This is a genomic window from Acinetobacter sp. TG2027 (genome assembly GCF_000302435.1).
Taxonomy (GTDB): domain Bacteria; phylum Pseudomonadota; class Gammaproteobacteria; order Pseudomonadales; family Moraxellaceae; genus Acinetobacter; species Acinetobacter pittii.
The window spans coordinates 42,215-64,376 of sequence record NZ_AMJN01000035.1 but is presented as its reverse complement, the minus strand read 5'-3'; the positions used below and the strand labels follow the sequence as shown (position 1 = coordinate 64,376).

The following is a 22,162-nucleotide window of genomic DNA, read 5'->3' as shown; positions in this document are numbered from 1 at the left end:
TTGTTTTTCTATTAAGTTGCTGTTTTTATTTTATATAATTATAGGTGATATATTTTTTATAATAAAAAGGAAGCTTATATAAAAAACAGATTAATTTTGATTAAAAGTTAAAAAACATCTCAAAATCTTGGCTAAGTTCTGCATTTATCAACATTTTGCATAAAAATGGATAAGATGAACGTATCTTTCATCTAAATAGTAGGGTTACAATAGGCCATACTTATGCTCAAGATTACTTTAATCGCTTATGAATATTTTAATCGTTGATGATCATCCTTTGTTTCGTCATGCTTTAATTCAAGCAGTACGTTATAGCCTGCCACAGGCACAAATTCATGAAACAGCCTCGGTTGATGAGTTTTATGAGCGTTTGGAAAATGGGGCAGAACCTGATCTAGTATTACTCGATTTAAATTTACCGGGTGCTTCAGGCTTTTCGGCTCTGGTTTATGTAAGAGCACAGTATCCATCTATTCCGATTATTGTTGTTTCTGCACATGAAGAAACTTCAATCATTCAGCGTGCAATCGCTCATGGTGCGATGGGTTATATTCCTAAGTCGGCTCATCCAAGTCATATTGGCGAAGCGATTCGTCAAGTCTTAGAGGGTGATATCTGGTTGCCACCTAACTTGCCATCTAATCTTAACCTTGACCCGAGAGCAGCAGATGAAACTGCTTTAGCTGAACGTATTCAATCATTAACACCTCAGCAATTCCGTGTGTTGATGATGGTTGCGGAAGGTTTGTTAAATAAACAAATCGCATATGAGCTTGATGTTTCAGAAGCAACGATTAAAGCTCACGTAACGGCTATCTTTAGAAAATTAGGTGTACAAAACCGTACACAAGCCGTATTGGCCATTAGCGCATTAAATATTGAAGATAAGAAAATCTAAAAAGAAAAAAGACCTCGATTGAGGTCTTTTTTATGTGTGCCACTTAAGCAAGGCAATCTTGCTTTGGTGTTAGGCTGTCGCAGTACAAAGGATTGAGTGCACATTGCAAATCATCAATTTGATCTTGAGTTACATAACCTTTCATTTTTAAATATTCAGCTACGCGGTCATCGCGTAGGCTTAAGAAGGCTGCATCATAAACGCCTAAATCAACAAACAAAGCAGCTGTTTCTAGACTGTTGAAGCGATCAAGGAAAATGTCATTGCCATACATTAAGAAGATATGGTCGAGTTTTGCTTTTTCATCAACATGGAGTCGTTCAGCAAGTTGATCTGGATGCGTTTTAATAAAGAGTAAATCCGATAATTCATCAAACTGAGTCATATCTAACTGATTCTCGCCGAGTTTGACATGACCAAGCCAAGCTTTGAAAACGAGTACAGCACCGCCACGGAGTAGCATGCTCCAGATTTGATGACGTGTGTCATGGTCAAGATTTTCACTTTCAGCGCTAAGAACTTTTAAGAAATTTTCTTCTTGTTGTGCCAATTTATCAAATAAACCTAAACCTTGCGGATGATAAGCCGCAGGTGCAAATACATCAAAATTTAGATCATGAAATACATTAAGTGCGAGGGGGACGGCGCACTGATAAATTGTATTTAACGCTTTAATGTTTGCTTCATTGAGCTTGCTGTGAGGAAAAATACTTTGCCAATCTAATTCAGGAAGTAAAGCATTGGCACTGTATTGACGATAAAACTGTTGAGACGAAAGTTGGCCTTGTGGGCTGTTATCAGAAATATTCATGGCAATTGTCCTTTGCATTAATTCGTGAGCAGGGGTGCTTAATATGGAAATGGGTTATAAAAATGACTGTACATTTAAGAAATAGGTTTTGAATATTTATGTGTCAGGAAGAATGCAAGTAGAATACGACTAAAGTCTTATATGGTTATTTTTGGCTAATTATAATTTTAAAAAACAGTAATTTATGAAATTGTAACTAAGTGTACAAGTGTTCACTTACAAAAAAGGTGAGCTTTGCCATAGAAAAAGGACTATTGGAAAGTTTGGCCAATTATTTAATCAACAAAAGTAGACTTTTTGACCAGTTCTGCCTATTGGCTTAAATTAGTCCAATAATTTTTGCCAAAAATCTCTCCCAAACTTATTAAAAGGTTTGGGAGAGAAAATATTTAATCTACCTCACTGGCAATTTTAAGTCCCGATAACCATGCTCTTAGAGAGGCTGGCTTAAGCGGTTTTTTGAGTAAAACAATATTCAGTTCTTTCAATTGTTGAGGTAACTCAGGATGAGAGTCAGCAGTAATTAAAGCAACAGGAACATCATGTTGACGATTTTGCAAAATAAAATCGACACCGAGTTGGTTGTTATTTAAATGCTGATCGATAAGCCAGACTTGAATATTCTCTTTTTGAATAATTTCAAGTGCTTGTTCAGGTTCAGTGGCTTTAAAAACCTCATAACCCCATCGACCTAATAAGCTGCTCATACCCTCAAGAATGGTTTCATCATTGTCTAAACATAAAATCCGATAGGCTTTGGTTTTTAAAGGTACTGCCTGTACGGTTGGGGTTATCACTTTTGGAGCTTCTACCACCGGAACCTCAATCATAAAGCAGGAGCCTTTATCGAGTTGCGAATAGACATGGACTGGATAATTCAACAAACCAGTCATACGCTGCACAATCGCGAGACCTAAACCGAGACCTTGCTCACCCCAAGGTGATAAATGCCCACAGCGTTCGAATTCTTGAAATAGTTTAATACGTTGTTCTTCAGCAATTCCGGGACCTGTATCCCAGACTCCAATTCGAATGTGTCCAGGTTTTTGAGCCGAACGTAATACACCAACAATTACTCGGCCTTTAGCGGTATAGCGTAAAGCATTACTGACAAAGTTTTGAATAATGCGTCGAATCCACTGTGGATCTGTGTCAATCCAGAATGATACATCGTGGACTTTGAGTGAAATATTTCGCTGAGCAGCAATCGATTTAAACTGTAGTTCGAGGTCGCTTAATAAATCGTGCAGAGGATAAGGCTGTCTTTTTGGTTGTATGGTGCCGCCTTCCAAACGCGCAATATCGAGTAGAGCAGAGAGCATGCTTTCTGCACCATATAGAGCACGGTCAAGTTGTTGCAAAGTTTGACGGTCTTCTTCGGTCGCAATGCTTTGTTCAAGAACCGTACTAAACAGACGAGCCGCATGCATAGGTTGTAATAAGTCATGACTTGCCGCTGCAATAAATCGGCTTTTTGACATATTGGCCATATCCGCTTGTTCACGCGCAAGTTGTTGCTCGGTTAAGGCATCAGCAAGTTGTTGGGTTCTGTCTTTTACGCGGGCCTCAAGTATTGCCTCATTCGCACGGAAAGCCGTAATGTCGGCGAAGGTAGTTACAAAGCCACCACCTGAAATAGGATTACCACGCATTTGAATAACACGTCCGTCTTTACGGATTCGTTCAAATTCATGCGCACTTCCGACTTTCATCCAGTGCAAACGTTTGCGAACATGTTCTTCGACTGAACCTGGGCCACATTCGCCGCGTTCAGCGTTATAACGAATCAGATCGGCAATTGGACAACCCACATAAACTAAATCTTTAGGGTAGCCAAACAGTTTTAAATATTGGTTGTTCCACGCGACTAAACACATGTTTTTATCGACCACACTTACCCCTTGGGTCATGTGGTCAATCATGGTCATCAGCAAGTTTTGATTGAAACGTTGCCATTGTGAGGCTTGGTCTAAAATATTGGCGACTTGGCCTAATGCCAAACCATTATTAATCATTGCTGTAGTGAGCAAAGTACGGGCAGAGGCTGCGCCGATAATGCCAGCTAAATATTGTTCGGTGAATCGCCACCACATGCCATTGGCGATACTATTGGGGTTGAGCGTGAGATGATTTTGTTCACAAAAGTTCTCGAACGCTTGGGTTGTGGGTTGCTCACCCGTAATTCTTTTAGCAAGGGCGAACAGATCACCTACTTTTAAACGTGCAGCATCGTGGGGTAAATAAGTTAAGTCGGTAGAAGTGTGCGGTGATGGCAGGGGCTTAGTTTCATAGTAGAAAAAGCTTTCTGCCTGAATTTGTTCTGCCACACTTGGGCGGTAAAGTTTAGAAATCCAAATATATAAAACAATATTTAAACCAAGCGACCAAATAACGCCGTGAGTTAAAGGTGCAAATGATTCAAAACCAAAAAGTGACTCTGGTCGTAAGGCGTTAATTCCAAAAGGGCCAAAAAGCAAAATACTTTGGGCTGTTTCCTGATAGGCCTCTGGCAAGCTACGTAAAATCGTTGGAAATAGTAATGTGTAACTCCACATCAAAAATCCAACAATAAGACCTGCATAGACACCTTGGCGGCTTCCACCTCGCCAATACAAGCCTCCAATAAGCGCAGGTGCAAACTGGGCAACGGCACTAAATGCCAATAAACCAAATACTGAAAGCTGGTTAATATCATTAAAGAAATGGAAGAATAAAAAGCCAAGTAGCATCACCGCGACAATACTAATACGACGGCTGAATTTAAGAACTTTAGGTAAATGTTTATCGTGACGTGATAGCAGCTTAAAACGCCAGAGTGCGGGCATAATCAAGTCATTACTGAGCATGATAGACAGAGCAACAGATGACACCAGTAACATGCCTGTTGATGCAGAGAACCCACCTAAAAAGGCCAGTAGGGCTAACCATTCTTGGTTATAACTCAATGGTAATGAGAGTACTGCCACATCAGGCACGGTTAGGAATTTTGGCGCTGCATGCAAGGCCCAGCTTGCAATTGGGATAATAGCTAAAATTGTTAAAATGAGATAAGCCGCAAACCATTTACGTGCACCGCGAATGTGCTTTTCATCGCGTAATTCGACAACAGCCACATGAAACTGGCGGGGTAAACAGATAATTGCGAGACCTGCCAATAAAGTCTGAATCCAGAACGTTTCAGGCACCCCAAATAACTGAACTTCTTGAAAGGTTTGATTTACGTCTGCTGAGACTTGTACTAAGTTTGCGGGTGCTTCAAAAATAAAAAATAAAGCGACACAGATTAGGGCGAATAATTTTACAAAAGATTCAAATGCAACGGCTAACATGAGGCCGCCATGCTGTTCGGTATTCGCGATCTGCCTCGTACCAAAAATCATGGCCAAGATCGCAAGGACACTAGTTAAAAGCAAAACGCTATTGGTAGTCGTATGAATATGAGCATTTTGCTCCAATATGACTGATGTACTTAAGGCAATTGCACGTAACTGTAGGGCCAGGTAGGGAATAATCGCAATAACTGCCAAGATCGTAACCAGCGATGCCAATACGCCGCTTTTTCCATAACGTGCAGCAACAAAGTCGGCAATTGAAGAAATTGCGTGGTGCTGACGTACTCGACCTAAACGTCGCCAGATGTCATAACCAAACCAGACAAATAGGAGTGGACCTAAATAAATAGGTAAGAAAATGACGCCTTCTCGGACGGCAGCTCCGGTTGCACCATAAAATGTCCAAGATGAACAGTAAACACCTAAGGTCAAACTAAACAAGAACATCCGGCCACGTGTACTCAGGCGACTAGCATGCTTCTCGCCAAAAAAAGCACAAATAAATAAGAGTGCTATATAGAGAGTGAGTACCCCAATAATCAGCCAGCTGTTCATATGACCTACATGATTAAAACCTTGTGCCTATCATACCCCAAGCAGGAACAAAGCTATAAATTGATTAAATTTTAACGACCAAAGTCTAAGTTACGAATTACACGTAATTTTGCTAATTTGAATAATGAGAAACTACTATTAAAAAAGTGACCAAGGTTGGGCACAGGCAAGGAGTTTGGTTATGGATCAGAGCCAAGTAGAACAGATTCTACGCAATCCAAAGTTTCAAAAGATGGTCAAGAAAAAAAGTGCATTAAGCTGGACGCTCACAATCATTATGTTAGTGCTTTATGTGGGCTTTATGCTACTTGTTGGCTACAACAAAGAATTTTTAATGAGTTCATTTAGTGGTGGTGTAACGACATGGGGTATTCCACTAGGCTTAGGAATTATTGTTTTATCTTTCCTACTGTGTGGCGTGTATTCCTATATCGCAAACAATACCCTTGACCAGTTGAGTGAAGAAGCGTTGAAGGAAGTTGAAGCCATCACGCATGAGAAAGGATTACACTAATATGAAATGGAATTCATTAAAAGCGAAAGCCTTATTGGCAGCAGCATCGCTATATTCAACTGTTGCTATGGCAAGCCCGGACTTAGGTGAAGCAGAGCAACAAGCCACTAACTGGCACGCTATCATCATGTTTGTCATCTTTGTTGGTTTCACTTTGTTTATTACTAAGTGGGCTGCGAAACAAACTCAATCAGCACAAGATTTCTATACCGCAGGGGGCGGAATCAGCGGTTTCCAAAACGGATTGGCAATTGCCGGTGACTATATGTCAGCAGCATCTTTCCTTGGTATTTCCGCGATGGTGTTTAGTTCGGGTTTTGATGGCTTACTTTATTCTCTTGGGTTTATGGTAGGTTGGCCAATCGTTTTATTCTTGGTTGCAGAGCGTTTACGTAACCTTGGTAAATACAACCTTTCAGATGTAGTGTCATTCCGTCTTGAAGAAAAACCAGTCCGTACCTTAGCTGCCTTAAGCTCGCTTGTGGTTGTGGCATTCTACTTGATCGCTCAAATGGTAGGCGCGGGCCAGCTCATCAAATTACTATTTGGTTTGAACTATAACATCGCTGTTGTCATCGTTGGTCTATTAATGATGGCATACGTAATTTTTGGTGGCATGTTGGCAACTACATGGGTACAGATCATTAAAGCGGTGATGTTACTCAGTGGTGCGACTTTCATGGCATTCATGGTGATGAAAGCGGTTGGTTTTAGCTTCAGCAACATGTTCACTCAATCAATTGAAGTATTCAGTAAAGTCCACAGTGTAAGCTTTGAAGAAGCTGCAAAAATTATGGGTCCGGGTAAACTTGCCGCAAACCCGATTGATGCATTATCTCTTGGCTTGGCACTCATGTTTGGTACAGCAGGTCTTCCACATATTCTTATGCGTTTCTTCACTGTAAAAGATGCAAAAGAAGCGCGTAAATCGGTTGTGGTTGCGACAGGTTTCATTGGTTACTTCTATCTTTTAACTTTCATTATTGGTTTCGGTGCGATCCTTTTCGTATCAAACAACCCTCAATTCCTTGATGTTGCAAAAATGGCAGTATCAGGCAAGCTTGAACTTGTTGGTGGTAACAACATGGCAGCCGTGCATTTAAGTGACGCTTTAGGCGGTGACTTATTCATGGGCTTCATTTCAGCAGTAGCGTTCGCAACGATTCTTGCTGTTGTTGCTGGTTTAACACTTTCAGGTGCATCTGCAATCTCACATGACTTATACGCTAACGTATTCAAGAAAGGTCAAACGACTCCAGCTTCAGAACTTCGTATGTCAAAAATTGCGACACTTGGTTTAGCAATCTTTGCCATGATTTTGGGTATCTTGTTTGAAAAACAAAACGTAGCATTCATGGTGGGCTTAGCATTCTCTGTGGCATGTTGTGCAAACTTCCCGATTCTTGTTCTTTCAATGTTCTGGAAAGGTTTAACCACTCGTGGTGCAGTTATCGGTGGTGTGGTTGGTCTTGTAACAGCTGTAGTCCTTATTGTTCTGTCTAAAGCGGTTTGGGTAGATACTTTAAAAATCTCTGATACACCAGTTAACCCATTCAATGGTCCTGCATTATTTGCGATGCCATTGTCATTCCTTTGCTGTTGGTTCTTCTCGGTGACTGACAACTCTGCACGTGCTAAAAAAGAGCGTGCTGCATTCGATGCCCAATACGTTCGTTCAATGACAGGTATCGGTGCTTCTGGTGCATCAGATCACTAAAATCAAAATGGATTAAATATCTATCTCATTAAAAGCCCTGCGGGGCTTTTTTTGTTGATCTCATACATTAAAGTGAAAGAAGCTCTTTAATAAAGAACAACTTGTTTGTCCTATTTTTTGTACAGTATGATTTCTTATAATTCAAAACATAATGAAAAAGGAAAATAATTAAATGCGATCTATCATGGACTTCTGGGCGAGCTTTCGACTGCTACCTTCTGCATGGTTGCTGCTTGTGCAATTTATCTTACTCATTTTGGCCATGCTGACTTTTCACGATGTATTTTACCGGACCCTAACGTGGGCTTTAGGAGTGCTTGCCTTACTTATTATTGCCAAAGTGATTCGCCAAACCCCAATGTTTACTTTTCTGGGATTAACTTTTGTCAGTGGAGCGATTATATCCTCAGTCTTTATTTTATTGGGCTATAGCAATTTAACGATCCAGATATTTGCTCATAGTTGTGAAGCGCTAGCTTACTTTTCGGCTGCTTACGGTTTATTTCGTTATATGTTTGCTGATCGATACTTAACAAGAGATGAATTATTTGCAGCTGCTGCAGTTTTTACTTTGCTTGCTTGGGGCTTTGCATTCCTCTACAACATTTGTCAGTTATTGATTCCTGCGAGCTTCCAAAATCCAAACAATGCTCATCATTTCCAGACTTGGTTAGATCTACTGTTCCTAAGCTTTAGCTTACAGTCAGCAACAGGCTTATCTGATTTAATGCCGCTTAGTCCACCAGCACGTGTTTTGGCCATGTTACAAATGTTTTGTGGCGTGATGTATCTCGCTTTGATTGTCACACGCTTAATTGCTCTACAGTACATTGCCCATCCCACAAAGAAGGATTCTGACAAATAAAGGAGAAGGTGTTTTAATTTTTTACACCTTTGTAACTGCAATATTATTTAAGTTTATTTAAAGTATTATCGGCTTTCTCTATTGAAAGATTTAACTTTGTTCATTCTGTGAATGTCTTTATTGGCTTTATGCCTATCACTTTTCATTAAAATAACATGGAGGAGTTATGCCTTCCAAACAACCAGGTTGGTTCGCAAACGTTAATCCTAACGTATTTTTTGGTACGGTCATTATTATTGCTTTGTTCTTGGCAGTTGTTGTGATCGCCCCGAGTTCTTTTGAACTTCTAACGCAGCAATTAAAACAATGGATCACCGATTCATTTAGCTGGTTTTATGTTTTATCTGTAGCCTTCTTTCTTATTTTATTGATTTATATCGCCTGTTCATCAATAGGTCGAATTAAATTAGGACCTGACCATAGTCAGCCTGAATACAATAATGGGTCTTGGTTTGCCATGCTGTTTACAGCAGGGATGGGTATCGGTCTCATGTTCTTCGGGGTTGCCGAACCTGTCATGCATTATGTTAATCCACCAAGTGGAGATGCTCAGACTATTGAGGCAGCACAGCAAGCATTAAGGGTGACCTTCTTCCACTGGGGCTTACATGCTTGGGCAATTTATGCATTAGTGGGACTATCTTTAGCTTATTTTGCTTATCGACATAATTTACCCTTAAAGACCCGTTCAGCCCTTTATCCTCTCATTGGTAAAAAGATTTATGGGCCTTGGGGCGACAGCATCGATATATTCGCGACCATCGGTACGGTATTTGGTGTAGCAACTTCTCTAGGGTTTGGCGTTACCCAGATTAACTCTGGCTTGCATTATCTTTTAGGTATAGAGCAAAGCACTTATATACAGATTATTTTAATTGTCGTGGTGAGTATTTTGGCTTCTTTATCGGTCTTTTTAGGCCTTGATAAAGGGGTAAAACGCCTATCCGAATTGAATCTAGTTTTAGCCGTTATTTTATTAACCTTTGTTTTCATTTGTGGACCAAGCATTTATTTGCTTCAAACGACAATTCAAAACACAGGTCAGTATTTTTCTAATTTATTTACAATGACGTTTAACCTCTATGCTTACCAACCCAATGGATGGATTGGTGGTTGGACAATTTTGTACTGGGCTTGGTGGATTTCTTGGTCACCATTTGTAGGTATGTTTATTGCAAGGGTTTCACGTGGACGCAGTATTCGAGAATTTATTGTAGGGGTTCTCCTCATCCCGACAGGCTTTACCATTATCTGGATGGGTTTTTTAGGAAACGCTGCGTTATTTAGCATTATTCATGAGCATCAAAACACTCTTATTCAGGCTGTTCAGCAAGACTCATCTGTAGCTCTATTTGAGTTTTTAGGACACTTGCCGTTGTCAGGGGTTATGAATGTTTTAGCCACTGTGCTGGTTATTCTTTTCTTTGTGACCTCTGCTGACTCTGGAGCATTGGTAACAGACTACTTAACGTCAAAAACTGACAACTCACCGACTTGGCAACGTTTGTTCTGGACAGTACTGATGGCTGTACTCGCCATTATTTTATTATTAGTCGGCGGTTTGGCTGCGCTTCAGTCTTCAATCATTATGAGTGCATTGCCGTTTACTGTGGTTATGCTGTTCATGAGTTGGGGGTTAATAAAAGCATTGCATCTTGATGTCACGAAAATGCAAGCAATTCAGGAAGCTCGAATTACCCCACGTGCCATTCATAATCCAAGAAGCTGGCAACAGCGGCTAGGTTTAATTATGCACTATCCTCATAGTGAAGAAGAGGTAAGGGAATATATCGAAAAACAAGTAGCTCGTGCGTTTGAAAATATCAAACATGAATTTAGACGCCGTCATTTAGAAGTTTCAATTACTCAACTTGAGGATGGGATGCAGCTTCGAGTCGATCATCACAATGAAATTAATTTTATTTATAAAGTTGTTTCACGTGAAACAGTGCCACCGAGTTTTTTAATTGGACGTACTGAAGCCGAAGATGGGCAATATTTCCAAGCTGAAGTGTTTTTAAGAGAAGGTGGACAGAACTATGATGTAATGGATTGGACTCAAGAAGATTTGATCCAAGACATTATCGATCAATATGAACGTCATTTATATTTCTTAAATATTGTACGAAGCTAAATTTAGCTGTAAAAAAAGGACTCAATTGAGTCCTTTTTTAATTCGATTTCTAAATTAAATTAGAAACGGAATTTAGCATTTAAGCCGATAGTTTGTGTATCGTAGCTAGACTTTTTAACGTCAGCTTTCATGTACGATGCACCAACTGCTACAGCTGGAGTAATGAAGTAGTTTACGTTACCACCCCAAGCTTGACGGAATTCACCAAGGTCATTGCCTTTGATGTCAGCTGAACCATCGTTACCAACGAAAGAAGCGCCAACGCTTAACTTAGGAGTTAAGTAAAGGTCAGTTTTCAAACCGTATTGGTTTTCTTGACCGAAAGCACCAGCAGCTTCAAAACCAATTGCCATGTTAGTTCCATCGATTGGACCTACATATTTAGCACGAGCTGTAACAGCATCTTGGTCGTCTTGAATCGCAGCAGTTTGGTTCGCAGCAGTGTAGATACCGTTGCTGATGATACCGAAGTTATCTAAAGCGAATTGGTTTGCAACGCTTGTATAACCAACAGTCATCAAGAAGTTAGGTAACAACATAGCACCAACTTCTAATGCATAACGGTCACCGTTGTCATCACGAGAGATAGCGTTTTTACCATCAACATCAGTGTGGTTATAAGTTGCGCTAGCGTATACAGGAAGGTAAGGAGTAGGAACGTAAGCCTCACCTTTAACGCCGTATGTACCAACGTGGTAGTTCAAACCGTTGTTTTGGTCATATTGTTGGTAGCTATAACCTAAAGATACGCTAGAAGCTTGGTTCAAGAAAGCTGCTTCAGCTAAAGGACCCTTAGCGGTATCAACATTTTTTAAATAGAATGTACCAGCAACGTCACCAGTGAAGTTTTTATCGTTTGCAGTTGTGTCAACATATTCAGATTGACCTTGAACTTCAAATTGATAAGCATGAGCACCGGTCATGGCTAATAATACAGCAGTGGCTAAACCAAGTTTTTTCATAATCATTTCCAGCATTAACAAGAGATAAAGCTGGGGCCATTGTATTGTAACAATTTATGAAGTCAATAATCTAGAAAAGGTAATGTTAAAGATATTTGACACTTATGTTAAAATTGGTGAAAAACTAATCAAATGAAAAGTGGTTTGTCAACCTGATAAAAAAATGAACATTTACAATAAGCTAATAATTATATTTCATTAAGAATTAAGAAGTAAATGTTAAAAAGATATTACAATTGTGATTGGAAAAATAGATTGCATTAATCGGTTTTAACATTAACAAAAATATAGCTGTGTTTACAATGTGAATAAAAAACCGCCATTTTATTATCAAATTCGTTTTATTTTGAGGAATAGTTAACAATATTTGGATTAGTTTAACTAAAAAATTTAACTATTCTTAATTATTATATAAGTGAATAAAATAAAAGAAATCTCTATTTTAAGTTGAAAAAACGATTAAAATTTTAATCCTGATTAATTTAATCAACTTTACAAAGGTAGAGGTAAATCACATAATTCGATTGCAAAGTTCACTGCCTAACGTTTTTTAGGATTTAAAGTGCTTGCCCAGATACGATGTGTAGAACACATCAGATTTTACGAGCTCAGCTTTCCCCAAGGTTGAGCTTTTTTTTATCTGTAAGAAAATCTAAAAATTAAAATAAGAGTTATGTGAATTTTATTGAAAAAATGAGAGGCCAAAAAGAGCCCAGCTTAAAGCTGGGCAGTGGATGCTGGGAGAGGCATCCAAGAGGACAAGTAAATACTGTTTTTACTATCATGATTAAAAATCTTTAATCTGTAAAATAGAGTTTTTTTATAAAAAGCATTCAATTTTTCGATTCATTTTGTTATTTAAGCTGACAAAATTTAGGGATCGTATAATTATTAAAAAAGAAATGAAGGGGTTAATGATGAAATTTTAGTTATTAAAATGCTAGGATGGATTTAAGCCTAATTTATATCGTATTAAAAATGGCAGGACATTTACGGAGTACCAGCTAGAAATGTCAGGATTACGTTCAGAGCATATTAGTAATCGACTGTTCTTTTTTATGCTGGTTATTATTTTATCCTTATTATTCATGGCAGTACCTCTTATTGTGGGAAGCTATCAGGATTATATAAAAACTAGACAAGCCCTAGCTGAAATAAAAAGTTTAAGAGCAGTAGCCGATATTGCCTATAAAGTTTCTAAGGAACGTGCTCCTGCTAATAAAATGATGTCGAGTGGTCCTCATGATTTGGTAAAAAATCAGCAAGAATTAAAAAAATTTCGTTTAATCGTTGATGCGCAAATTGATACAAGCATTTTAATTTTAAAACAAGCTGGTTATGTTTCCTTAGCAAATGAGCTCCAAACCAATTTCAAAGAAAATCTTAGACAAGCCCGACGTGTCGTTGATTATTATGGTGAAACTCCATATGCAGCCAGAACTTCTGTTCAACTGGATAATGCCATTTTAGGAATGTTTGGCGCATGGGATAACTGTAGAGAAATACTACAAAAACTAATGTTGCAGTTAAAAAGTAAAGACAGCCGTATTTCTAATTACTTTACGCTTATTATCGTTCTAACTGATATGCGTGATCAGGCTGGGCGTATGGCCTCTAACATTATTGCTCCCGTCAGTTTTAATGAAGAGATTCCAAGTAATAATCGTGCTCGTTCATTACAAACTCAACACCAAGCTAGATATTTATGGATTTTGGTCGATACCTTACAGCCTGAACAAGCAAAAACTCCAGAATACCGTCGGTTATATTCCCGAGTGAAAACAGAGTTTATAGATCAGGGTATTCCGATTGTAGAAAAGCTATTAGAAGAAAGCCAAAAGGGTGAACCATATTTTTTCAGTGGTACACAGTTAACCGAAGCAATTGTAGGTAAATTTACTACGGTGGTTGATTTGCAAAGTTATATTCTTGATGAGAGTGTAGTCATTGCCACTCAAGAAAATGCAATTGCTCGAAATGGTTTCTTTTTAACTTTATTTATTTCGCTAATTTCTTTAGCCACAGCATTACTTACCCTGATATATGCGCAAAGAAGAGTATTTTCTCCTTTAATTAAAGCGAGGACTTTAATTTTAGATTTATCGCATAGTTCTGATCATTGTAAAGATGAGATGAATGTCACCGCAAAAGGTGAATTTTTTTCTTTGTTTGAAGCGATTGATCGATTACAACGAATGTTACAACAACGAGATGCTTTTGAATTTCAATTAAAGAATATTGCCAATACTGATCCGCTCACTGGTGTGTCTAACCGTTTAGCTTTATCTGAATATTTAAAAATTGTTGAAAGTTACCCTCAAAAATTTACGCAAACCTGTTTAATGATTATTGATATTGATCGTTTTAAACAGGTGAACGACCAATATGGGCATATTGTAGGTGATCGCGTCATTGTCAGTATTGCCGAGCAATTAAAGCAAAATATTCGTAGTTCGGATTTAATTGTTCGTTATGGCGGAGATGAGTTTTTAATATTGCTAGAGCAGGTGCAATTTATAGATGCTCGTCTTTTAGCAGAAAAAATTCGGATTGCGATTTCTTTAGAAGAAATTTGTTTATCTGGTTCAGATGAAAAATTGCATGTCTCTGTCAGTATTGGTTTTTCCATAGGCGCGGCGAGTTGGATAGAGCTTTTAGAGAAAGCTGACCGTTCGCTATTAAGAGCAAAAGCCCGAGGACGAAATGCAGTTGAGGGATAAAAAAGCCGGAAATAATTTCCGGCTTTTTATTTTATTGCTTCAACATCGGTTTTAAGAAGCGACCTGTATGGGAAATCTCAACTTCTGCCACTTGTTCAGGTGTACCTTCGGCAATGATCATACCACCGCCCGAACCACCTTCTGGACCTAAGTCGACAACCCAGTCCGCTGTTTTAATCACATCAAGGTTATGTTCAATTACCACAATGGTATTACCCTTGTTACGTAGCTCATGCAAAATATCGAGTAACTTGGCAATATCATGGAAATGTAGACCTGTTGTTGGTTCATCCAAGATATATAAAGTTTTACCCGTATCTCGTTTTGCTAGCTCACGTGCAAGTTTTACACGTTGCGCTTCACCACCCGATAAGGTCGTAGCTGCTTGACCTAAACGAATATAGCCTAAGCCCACCTGAGTTAAGGTTTCTAAGCGGCGGTGGATGACTGGAATGGCACTAAAGAATTCAGCAGCATCTTCGACAGTCATTTCTAGAACATCAGAAATGTTTTTGCCTTTATAGCCGACTTCAAGCGTTTCACGGTTATAACGTTTGCCATGACATGCATCGCAAGGCACATACATATCTGGTAGGAAGTGCATTGCGACTTTGATCATACCGTCGCCTTCACACGCTTCGCAGCGTCCGCCTTTTACGTTAAACGAGAAACGACCAGCACTATAACCACGTGCTTTTGCCTCTGGGGTTTGAGCAAATAACTCACGGATTGGCGTAAATAACCCTGTATAAGTCGCTGGGTTAGAACGCGGTGTACGGCCAATCGGGCTTTGGTCAATATCAACAACTTTATCTAGATGTTGAAGTCCATCAATCGAGTCAAACTTTTCAGCGGTTAAAGTTGTTGCGCCATTGAGTTGGGTTGCTGCTAATGGAAGCAAAGTACGGTTAATCAGCGTTGACTTACCTGAACCTGAAACGCCAGTCACACAAGTCATAATGCCGAGCGGAATCGTTAAATCGACATTTTTTAAATTATGACCTGCTGCACCTGAAAGTTTGATGACTTCATCTGGACGTGGTGATTCAGTACGCTTTTTTGGCACTTCAATTTTGAGTTTGCCAGAAAGATACTGTCCTGTAAGTGAGTCGGCATGTTTAGCCAACTCATCATAAGTACCTTCAGCAATAATCACACCGCCGTGTACACCGGCACCTGGACCGATATCAATAATATGGTCAGCAGCACGGATTGCATCTTCATCGTGTTCAACGACTAATACCGTGTTACCTAAATCACGTAAGCGAATGAGCGTTTGCAATAAACGATCATTATCGCGTTGATGTAGACCAATTGAAGGTTCATCGAGCACATACATGACGCCCATTAAACCTGCACCAATCTGCGAAGCTAGACGGATACGCTGCGCTTCACCACCAGATAAGGTTTCTGCAGAGCGAGCCAGACTTAAATAATTCAGTCCAACACTCACCAAGAAATGTAAACGCTCTCGAATCTCTTTAAAGATTTTATCTGCGATTTCGCCTTTAGCACCTTCAAGGTTTAAGCCTTGATAGTAGCTTTCAGCATCACCAATCGACATGCGGGTAATGTCAGCAATGGTTTTGTCTTTCACACGAACATGACGTGAAATTTCATTGAGACGTGAACCATCACATGCATCACACGCTGCATTAGAGAGATATTGAGCTAAATCATCTCGTACATAGTTACTTTCAGTTTCACGGTAACGACGTTCAAGGTGCGGCAAAATTCCTTCAAATGGTTGCACGCGAGTATGTTTACGGCCACGTTCGTCGATATAGCTTAAATCGACTTTTTCTTTACCTGTACCTTGTAAGAATTTCTTTTGTGTATCTTTATCTAGCTGATTCCAAGGTGTATCAAGTTTTAAACCAAAATGATCGGCAACTTTTTGCAGCATCGAATAATAATATGGACGCTGACGATCCCAACCACGGATAGCACCTTCACTAATCGCAAGGTCAGGATTTGGAATCAGCTTTTCAGAGCTAAAATGACTACGGGTACCTAAACCATCACAAACAGGGCAGGCACCGAAAGGGTTGTTAAATGAAAACAAACGTGGCTCAAGCTCTGCGACAGCGCGATCACATTCGGGACAAGAGTGCTTTGCAGAAAAAACGCGATCAGGATGTTCACCATTCATCCATGATAAAACTGCAATATCGCCACCTAAACGTAGTGCAGTTTCAAATGATTCTGCAATACGGTTACCTAAGTCTTCACGTACTTTGAAGCGGTCAACAACGACTTCAATGGTATGTTTTTTCTTTTTGTCGAGTTCTGGAGGTGTATCAATATCAATGATTTCACCATCCACACGGGCACGAACAAAACCTTGGCCTTGTAGTTGTTCGAACAGGTTACTGTACTCACCTTTACGCTCACGAACGACAGGGGCAAGCAACATGAGTGCTGTGCCTTCTTCAAGCGTTTTTACCGCATCGACCATTTCAGAAACAGTTTGCGCGACCATCGGCAAATCATGTTCTGGGCAATATGGTGTACCGACACGTGCATAAAGCAAACGCAAATAGTCATAAATTTCGGTAATCGTACCAACCGTTGAACGTGGGTTATGACTGGTAGATTTTTGCTCAATGGCAATCGCTGGTGATAAACCTTCAATCGAGTCGACTTCAGGCTTTTCCATTTGCGATAAAAACTGACGGGCATACGCTGAAAGTGATTCGACGTAACGGCGTTGTCCTTCGGCGTACAGGGTATCGAAGGCAAGAGAAGATTTTCCTGAACCTGATAACCCCGTAATTACCACAAATTTGTCGCGTGGAATATCGAGAGACACATTTTTTAAATTATGGGTACGTGCGCCTCGAATACGGATATGACTTTGGCTCATAAAACATCTCAATTATATATTGATGAAAATTTAGGTGCTGATTGCTCAGTCGCAGAGAGGTGTGACTGGTTATAAACAACAGACCCTATATATGATAACGATTTAAAATTGTTCAAGTGGTACAAAATGATTTAAAGCGACAAATTGTGACGGTTAAACGACAATCGACAAAATTTGTTTAAATAAGCAGGTTGTATTTTTAACATTCCTTACTTCAGATTTCTACTCTAGACAAAATTAAACCAGCAACATAACTTTACTAGACGACTGGTCTAATAGTTGTTTATGATGTTGGCATGAAACGTTTAAATAAAAGTGAAACCACGCGACAACACATTTTAGATACAAGCTTTGAGCTGGTACTACGTAAAGGTTTTGTCGGTGTTGGTTTGCAAGAGATCTTAAAAGCTTGTGACGTACCCAAAGGTTCGTTCTATCACTACTTTGCTTCGAAAGAGGCGTTCGGCTGTGCGCTGTTAGAGCAATATATGGCTGACTATAAAGTGCGGATGGAACAACTTTGGCAACATAGCGAGCAAAGTGCTCATGCCCGTTTAATGGCTCTATGGCAGGCATGGATTGATGATCCGGTAAACGGTAGCTGGGCTGAGAACTGCCTGATTGTGAAACTGGCAGCCGAGGTTTCTGACTTGTCGGAAGATATGCGTCAAATTCTCAATGACGGTGTGCACAAACTAACGCAGCGTTTGGCTCTACTACTCAAAGAAGGGCAACAAGAAGGATCAATTCCAAAACACGTTGAACCTTTAAAAACTGCGCAAGTCATGTATCAGTTATGGTTAGGTGCTGCTTTACTCACAAAATTGTCGCAAGACAAAGCACATCTACATCTAGCTTTAGAAACCACCCAACAACTCTTAAAACCGATAGAGGAATAAAGCATGCGAAGTATTATCCATCGTAATTTTGGCGAACCTGTAGACGTTTTAGAGCAGGCGGATATGCCAAAGCCGGAACCGAAAGCAGGCGAAGTACGTATTAAAACCATCATGTCTCCGATCCATAACCACGATGTATGGACAGTACGTGGAAGCTATGGTTACAAGCCGACCTTACCTGCAATTGGTGGTAGTGAAGCAGTTGGTATTGTTGATTCGTTGGGCGAAGGCGTTACTCATGTACAAGTCGGGCAACGTATTGCAGTTGCAGCTGTGCATGGCAGTTGGGCTGAATACTTTATTGCACCAGCACAAGGGCTTATTCCGCTCAATGATGAAATTGATGATGAGACAGCAGCGCAGCTGATTGGTATGCCAATTAGTGCTCTCATGCTACTCGACTTTGTAAATGTTCAACCGGGTCAATGGCTCATTCAAAACACGGCAAATGGTGCAGTCGGTAAAACGGTTGCAATGATTGCTCAGGCACGTGGCTTACCTGTCATTAATCTGGTCCGTCGTACTGATGCGATTGCAGAGATGCAAGCATTAGGTATTCAGCATGTTGTTGCGACTGATCAGCCTAACTGGAAAGAGCAAGTTAAACAGATTCATGGCGACCAACCTCTTATTGCTGGTGTGGACTCGATTGGAGGAACCGCAAGTGGTGAAATGCTGAATTTACTCAGTGAAAATAGCTTGCTCGTTTCGTTCGGTAGTATGACTGGCGAAACCATGCAGATTTCATCGGGCGATTTAATTTTCAAACAAGCGACAGTAAAAGGTTTTTGGGCAAGTGTGGTCAACAAAGAAATGCCGGCAGAACGTAAAAAAGAACTGATTGTTGAGTTATTAACGTTAGCAACTCAGAAAAAATTAATCCTTCCTGTAGAAGGTGTGTTTAGTTTTGATGAGATTAAAACAGCTGCTCAAAGAGCAACACAAGGTGCTCGCCAAGGCAAAGTGTTGTTAAAACCGTAAAACACTAAAAGATCAGTCGAGAGACTGATCTTTTTTCATATCTTTAAAATAAAAAGGAAAATCGTATGATTGGACAAATTTTAATTGCACTTATCGCAATATTACATGTCTATATTTTAGTGTTAGAAATGTTTTTGTGGGACAAACCCTATGGCATGAAAGCCTTTGGAAATAATGCCGAAAAAGCAAAACTCACCAAAGTCATGGCACAGAACCAAGGTCTTTATAATGGCTTTTTAGCGGCAGGTTTATTCTGGTCCTTATTAGTTGATGCACCATTTGCAACATCAATTGCTAATTTCTTTTTAGGTTGTGTACTGATTGCAGGTATTTATGGCGGTCTGACTGCCAGCAAAAAGATTATTTATATTCAAGCAGTTCCTGCTTTAATTGCTTTGGTCGCTGTTAATTTTCTTTAAAAAGCGCAAAATACAGCGTTTTGAAATGGAAATGACCAGATAGGATCAGCGCATGTGGGCGTTATTTTTAAAGTGTATGTTAGGGGCTGGGGTTGTCCTCATTATTTCGATTTTATCGAAAAGTAAGGCCTTTTACATTGCAGGTTTAGTCCCACTTTTTCCTACCTTTGCTTTAATTGCTCATGTGATTGTTTTTCAGCAAAAAGGAGTCGAAGCATTACAAAAAACGGCTCTGTTTGGTCTATGGTCACTTATTCCTTATGCCATTTATTTAGTTGTTGTTTATGTGCTGGCAACACGAATGTCGATGTGGTCTTGTCTAGGATTAGCAACTCTATGTTGGGTCGTAGCTGCGGCAGGTTTAATTTATGGCTGGCAGCTATTTCAACATTAAAAGATTAAGAGAAATCCCTTAATCTTTTAAATTGAACTATTTTTATGAATGCTCAACAACACGGGTTTTGAGCATACCTTCAACTAAATTAATCATCTTTTGGCGAGAAAGAATTCGGGGCAATTGAGACGTCAAATAGTTGCTACATCCCACCACAACTGTTGCTTTATTCTTATCTAATGCTTTAACCGTTGCAGACACAACGTCCTCAACTGTAGAGCTTTTCATACCACTCGTATCGGCATTTGCGACCTGAGTAAAATTGGTTTCGGTATTGCCTGGACAAACCGTCAGAAATTTAACTCCTGAAGAGCCGTATTCTCCTGCAAGAGCCTCAGTAAATTGCAATACATAAGATTTAGTTGCCCCATACACAGCAATATAAGGCAGAGGTTGAAACGCACCTGTAGATGATATATTAATCATGATGCCTTTTTTGTTCGCAAGCATGTGGGGCAAAAATAAATAACATAAAGACGTTACACTGCTGATATTTAGCGTAATCATTTCTTGATAAATAGATACAGATTGATCTAGAAATTTAGTCCATTTACCAAATCCTGCGTTATTAATTAAAATCTCTACCGATAATTTTCTAGCTTGCACTTCATCAAATAAGTTTTGAGCTGAATGGGGTTGAGCTAAATCTAAGACGATCACCTCAACATTCACGTTATATTTTTTTTTAAGTTCATCGGCTAAATCATTCAGCTTCTGTTCGGAGCGTGCCGTTAAAATGAGATGAATTCCTAAAGACGCAAGTTCTTGAGCATAGGCTTTGCCTATTCCTGAAGATGCGCCTGTAATTAATGCTGTTGAATTTTTAAATGTAGAAAGGTGAGTGCTCATTTTATTTATCCGTAATAAAAGAAGCTATTACCATAAACCTTGTCCCTAAGGGCAGAGTCAAGCACTCATTTTGAAAGCTATTTTTGGATTTTAATAAACTGTTTTAAGCAAAAATCTCATTGATAATATAAGTCTGAATAATCTCATCTTCCAGTTCTTTTAAATCTTCTTGCAAACGGCTTAAAGCTTCTTTCTGCTCAATAATTTGTTGGTTCTTTTTCTGAATAAGCTGCTGTGCAATTTCTACAGGAAAACGATTATTTTTATATTTTAAAGCCGACAGGTCATAAAGCTCGGAAAGGCTGAATCCAACAGCTTGTGCAAGGCGAATCATCTTAACCGATTGAACATCAATCTCTTCATAAATACGATAATTGCCTTTTCTTTTTGCGACTGGTAGTAAGCCTAATTTCTCATAATGCCGAATGGCCTTAGGAGTGGCTCCAGTCAAAGCCGCTAATTCGCCGATATACATATCTGTCTCGCATTTTATTGAAAATCGATCAGGCTATTAAGTGCACTGACCGATTCTTTTGAAGTTTTAAATGTGATCTAAACCTAACCATTGTCTTTGGTGGTAGGCACTGTCCCAAAATAACCATTCAAGTTTTGCACCCATCGTGTACGCAGCATGCATTTTTTCTAAAGTATCTGCATCACAACGTGCGGCAACTTTATCCACTGTCGCAATCACATTACGAACGGCGGTATGGAACTCTTCACCTGCATAGGTATCAATCCATGCTTGGTAAGGGTTATCCGGAATTGATTTATTTACAATATCTTTACCAACTTCGGCATAAATCCAGAAGCAAGGTAAAAGTGCAGCAAGTACAACAGGGTAGCTCTCAGACCAAGCAGTTGCTGTTAAAAATGAAGTGTAGTGGTGGCCTGCCAAAGTTAATGGTGTATTTTTAAATTCTTCTTTGGTTACTCCAAAGTTTTTCATGAAGTCATCATGCAAGCTGCGTTCAACCACAATCGCAATTTTAGCTGCATCTGAAAATTGCATAATATCGTCAGCCTCAAAGGCCTTTGCTGCTGCAACAGCAAGCACACGACCATAGGCCACTAAATATTGAGCATCTTGAATAACATAATGACAAAAAGCTTCTTTATCTAAAGTACCGTTAGCAAGTTCCTGATTAAAAGGCAGGTCGAGAATTTTTTGATATAAATTTAAATTGCGTTGCCAAAGTTCTTGAGAAAAAAGCATAAAAACATTCCATTTAAATTAAGACAGCTG

Annotated in this window: 17 protein-coding genes; 10 read left to right on the top strand and 7 right to left on the bottom strand. The window is 39.5% G+C overall.

Annotation, left to right across the window (positions count from 1 at the left end; all coding sequences use genetic code 11):
- Positions 1–247 precede the first annotated feature (247 nt).
- The gene (locus tag B806_RS0107835) at positions 248–898 is read left to right on the top strand and encodes a response regulator transcription factor (protein ID WP_002122041.1); all 651 of its coding nucleotides are present in this window, start codon (positions 248–250) and stop codon (positions 896–898) included.
- Positions 899–941: 43 nt separating this feature from the next.
- Here B806_RS0107835 and B806_RS0107830 read toward each other — a convergent pair whose 3' ends face one another.
- Both B806_RS0107830 and B806_RS0107825 read right to left on the bottom strand, forming a co-directional pair.
- Complete coding sequence (locus tag B806_RS0107830) at positions 942–1,709, bottom strand: hypothetical protein (protein WP_017387555.1); 768 nt, start codon at positions 1,707–1,709, stop codon at positions 942–944.
- Positions 1,710–2,098: 389 nt separating this feature from the next.
- Positions 2,099–5,596 (bottom strand): PAS domain-containing hybrid sensor histidine kinase/response regulator, encoded by a 3,498-nt coding sequence (locus B806_RS0107825; protein WP_005066852.1) that lies wholly within the window; start codon positions 5,594–5,596, stop codon positions 2,099–2,101.
- Between the two features lie 181 nt (positions 5,597–5,777).
- Between B806_RS0107825 and B806_RS0107820 the strand changes: the two genes are divergently transcribed.
- The 4 genes from B806_RS0107820 (at position 5,778) to betT (ending at position 10,826) form a co-directional block, all read left to right on the top strand.
- Entirely contained in the window at positions 5,778–6,110 is a 333-nt protein-coding gene (locus B806_RS0107820; RefSeq protein ID WP_000372818.1) for a DUF485 domain-containing protein, read from the top strand.
- Between the two features lies 1 nt (position 6,111).
- On the top strand, positions 6,112–7,827 hold the full coding sequence (locus B806_RS0107815; RefSeq protein ID WP_005078627.1) for a cation acetate symporter: 1,716 nt from the start codon (positions 6,112–6,114) through the stop codon (positions 7,825–7,827).
- Between the two features lie 172 nt (positions 7,828–7,999).
- A complete protein-coding gene (locus tag B806_RS0107810; RefSeq protein WP_002121893.1) occupies positions 8,000–8,692 on the top strand; it encodes an ion channel in 693 nt (230 codons plus the stop codon).
- 166 nt (positions 8,693–8,858) lie between these two features.
- A complete protein-coding gene (gene betT / locus B806_RS0107805; RefSeq protein WP_017387554.1) occupies positions 8,859–10,826 on the top strand; it encodes a choline BCCT transporter BetT in 1,968 nt (655 codons plus the stop codon).
- Between the two features lie 59 nt (positions 10,827–10,885).
- On the opposite strand, the gene omp33-36 is transcribed toward betT, so the two are convergent.
- Positions 10,886–11,788, bottom strand: a complete 903-nt coding sequence (gene omp33-36 / locus B806_RS0107800) for a porin Omp33-36 (RefSeq protein ID WP_002122006.1) — start codon at positions 11,786–11,788, stop codon at positions 10,886–10,888.
- Positions 11,789–12,798: 1,010 nt separating this feature from the next.
- Here omp33-36 and B806_RS0107795 point away from each other — a divergent pair.
- A complete protein-coding gene (locus B806_RS0107795; protein WP_017387553.1) occupies positions 12,799–14,508 on the top strand; it encodes a GGDEF domain-containing protein in 1,710 nt (569 codons plus the stop codon).
- 31 nt (positions 14,509–14,539) lie between these two features.
- Here the strand turns inward: B806_RS0107795 and uvrA are convergent, their stop codons facing one another.
- Positions 14,540–17,374, bottom strand: a complete 2,835-nt coding sequence (uvrA, locus tag B806_RS0107790; protein WP_017387552.1) for an excinuclease ABC subunit UvrA — start codon at positions 17,372–17,374, stop codon at positions 14,540–14,542.
- 296 nt (positions 17,375–17,670) lie between these two features.
- On the opposite strand from uvrA, the gene B806_RS0107785 reads away from it, so the two are divergent.
- From B806_RS0107785 to B806_RS0107770, 4 genes are all read left to right on the top strand, one after another.
- Positions 17,671–18,273: a TetR/AcrR family transcriptional regulator gene (locus B806_RS0107785; protein ID WP_017387551.1), complete on the top strand. Its 603-nt coding sequence runs from the start codon at positions 17,671–17,673 to the stop codon at positions 18,271–18,273.
- A 3-nt stretch (positions 18,274–18,276) separates the two neighbouring features.
- Positions 18,277–19,254, top strand: coding sequence for a zinc-binding dehydrogenase (locus B806_RS0107780; RefSeq protein ID WP_017387550.1), 978 nt, complete (start codon positions 18,277–18,279; stop codon positions 19,252–19,254).
- 65 nt (positions 19,255–19,319) lie between these two features.
- The gene (locus B806_RS0107775) at positions 19,320–19,673 is read left to right on the top strand and encodes a DUF1304 domain-containing protein (protein WP_005066877.1); all 354 of its coding nucleotides are present in this window, start codon (positions 19,320–19,322) and stop codon (positions 19,671–19,673) included.
- Positions 19,674–19,725: 52 nt separating this feature from the next.
- The gene (locus B806_RS0107770) at positions 19,726–20,067 is read left to right on the top strand and encodes a GlpM family protein (protein WP_017387549.1); all 342 of its coding nucleotides are present in this window, start codon (positions 19,726–19,728) and stop codon (positions 20,065–20,067) included.
- Positions 20,068–20,109: 42 nt separating this feature from the next.
- Here the strand turns inward: B806_RS0107770 and B806_RS0107765 are convergent, their stop codons facing one another.
- The 3 genes from B806_RS0107765 to tenA all read right to left on the bottom strand — a co-directional run bounded on the left by B806_RS0107765 (position 20,110) and on the right by tenA (position 22,132).
- Entirely contained in the window at positions 20,110–20,916 is an 807-nt protein-coding gene (locus B806_RS0107765; RefSeq protein WP_017387548.1) for an SDR family oxidoreductase, read from the bottom strand.
- A 103-nt stretch (positions 20,917–21,019) separates the two neighbouring features.
- Complete coding sequence (locus B806_RS0107760) at positions 21,020–21,391, bottom strand: MerR family transcriptional regulator (protein WP_005066882.1); 372 nt, start codon at positions 21,389–21,391, stop codon at positions 21,020–21,022.
- A gap of 66 nt (positions 21,392–21,457) precedes the next feature.
- A complete protein-coding gene (tenA, locus tag B806_RS0107755) occupies positions 21,458–22,132 on the bottom strand; it encodes a thiaminase II (protein WP_017387547.1) in 675 nt (224 codons plus the stop codon).
- Positions 22,133–22,162: the final 30 nt, after the last annotated feature.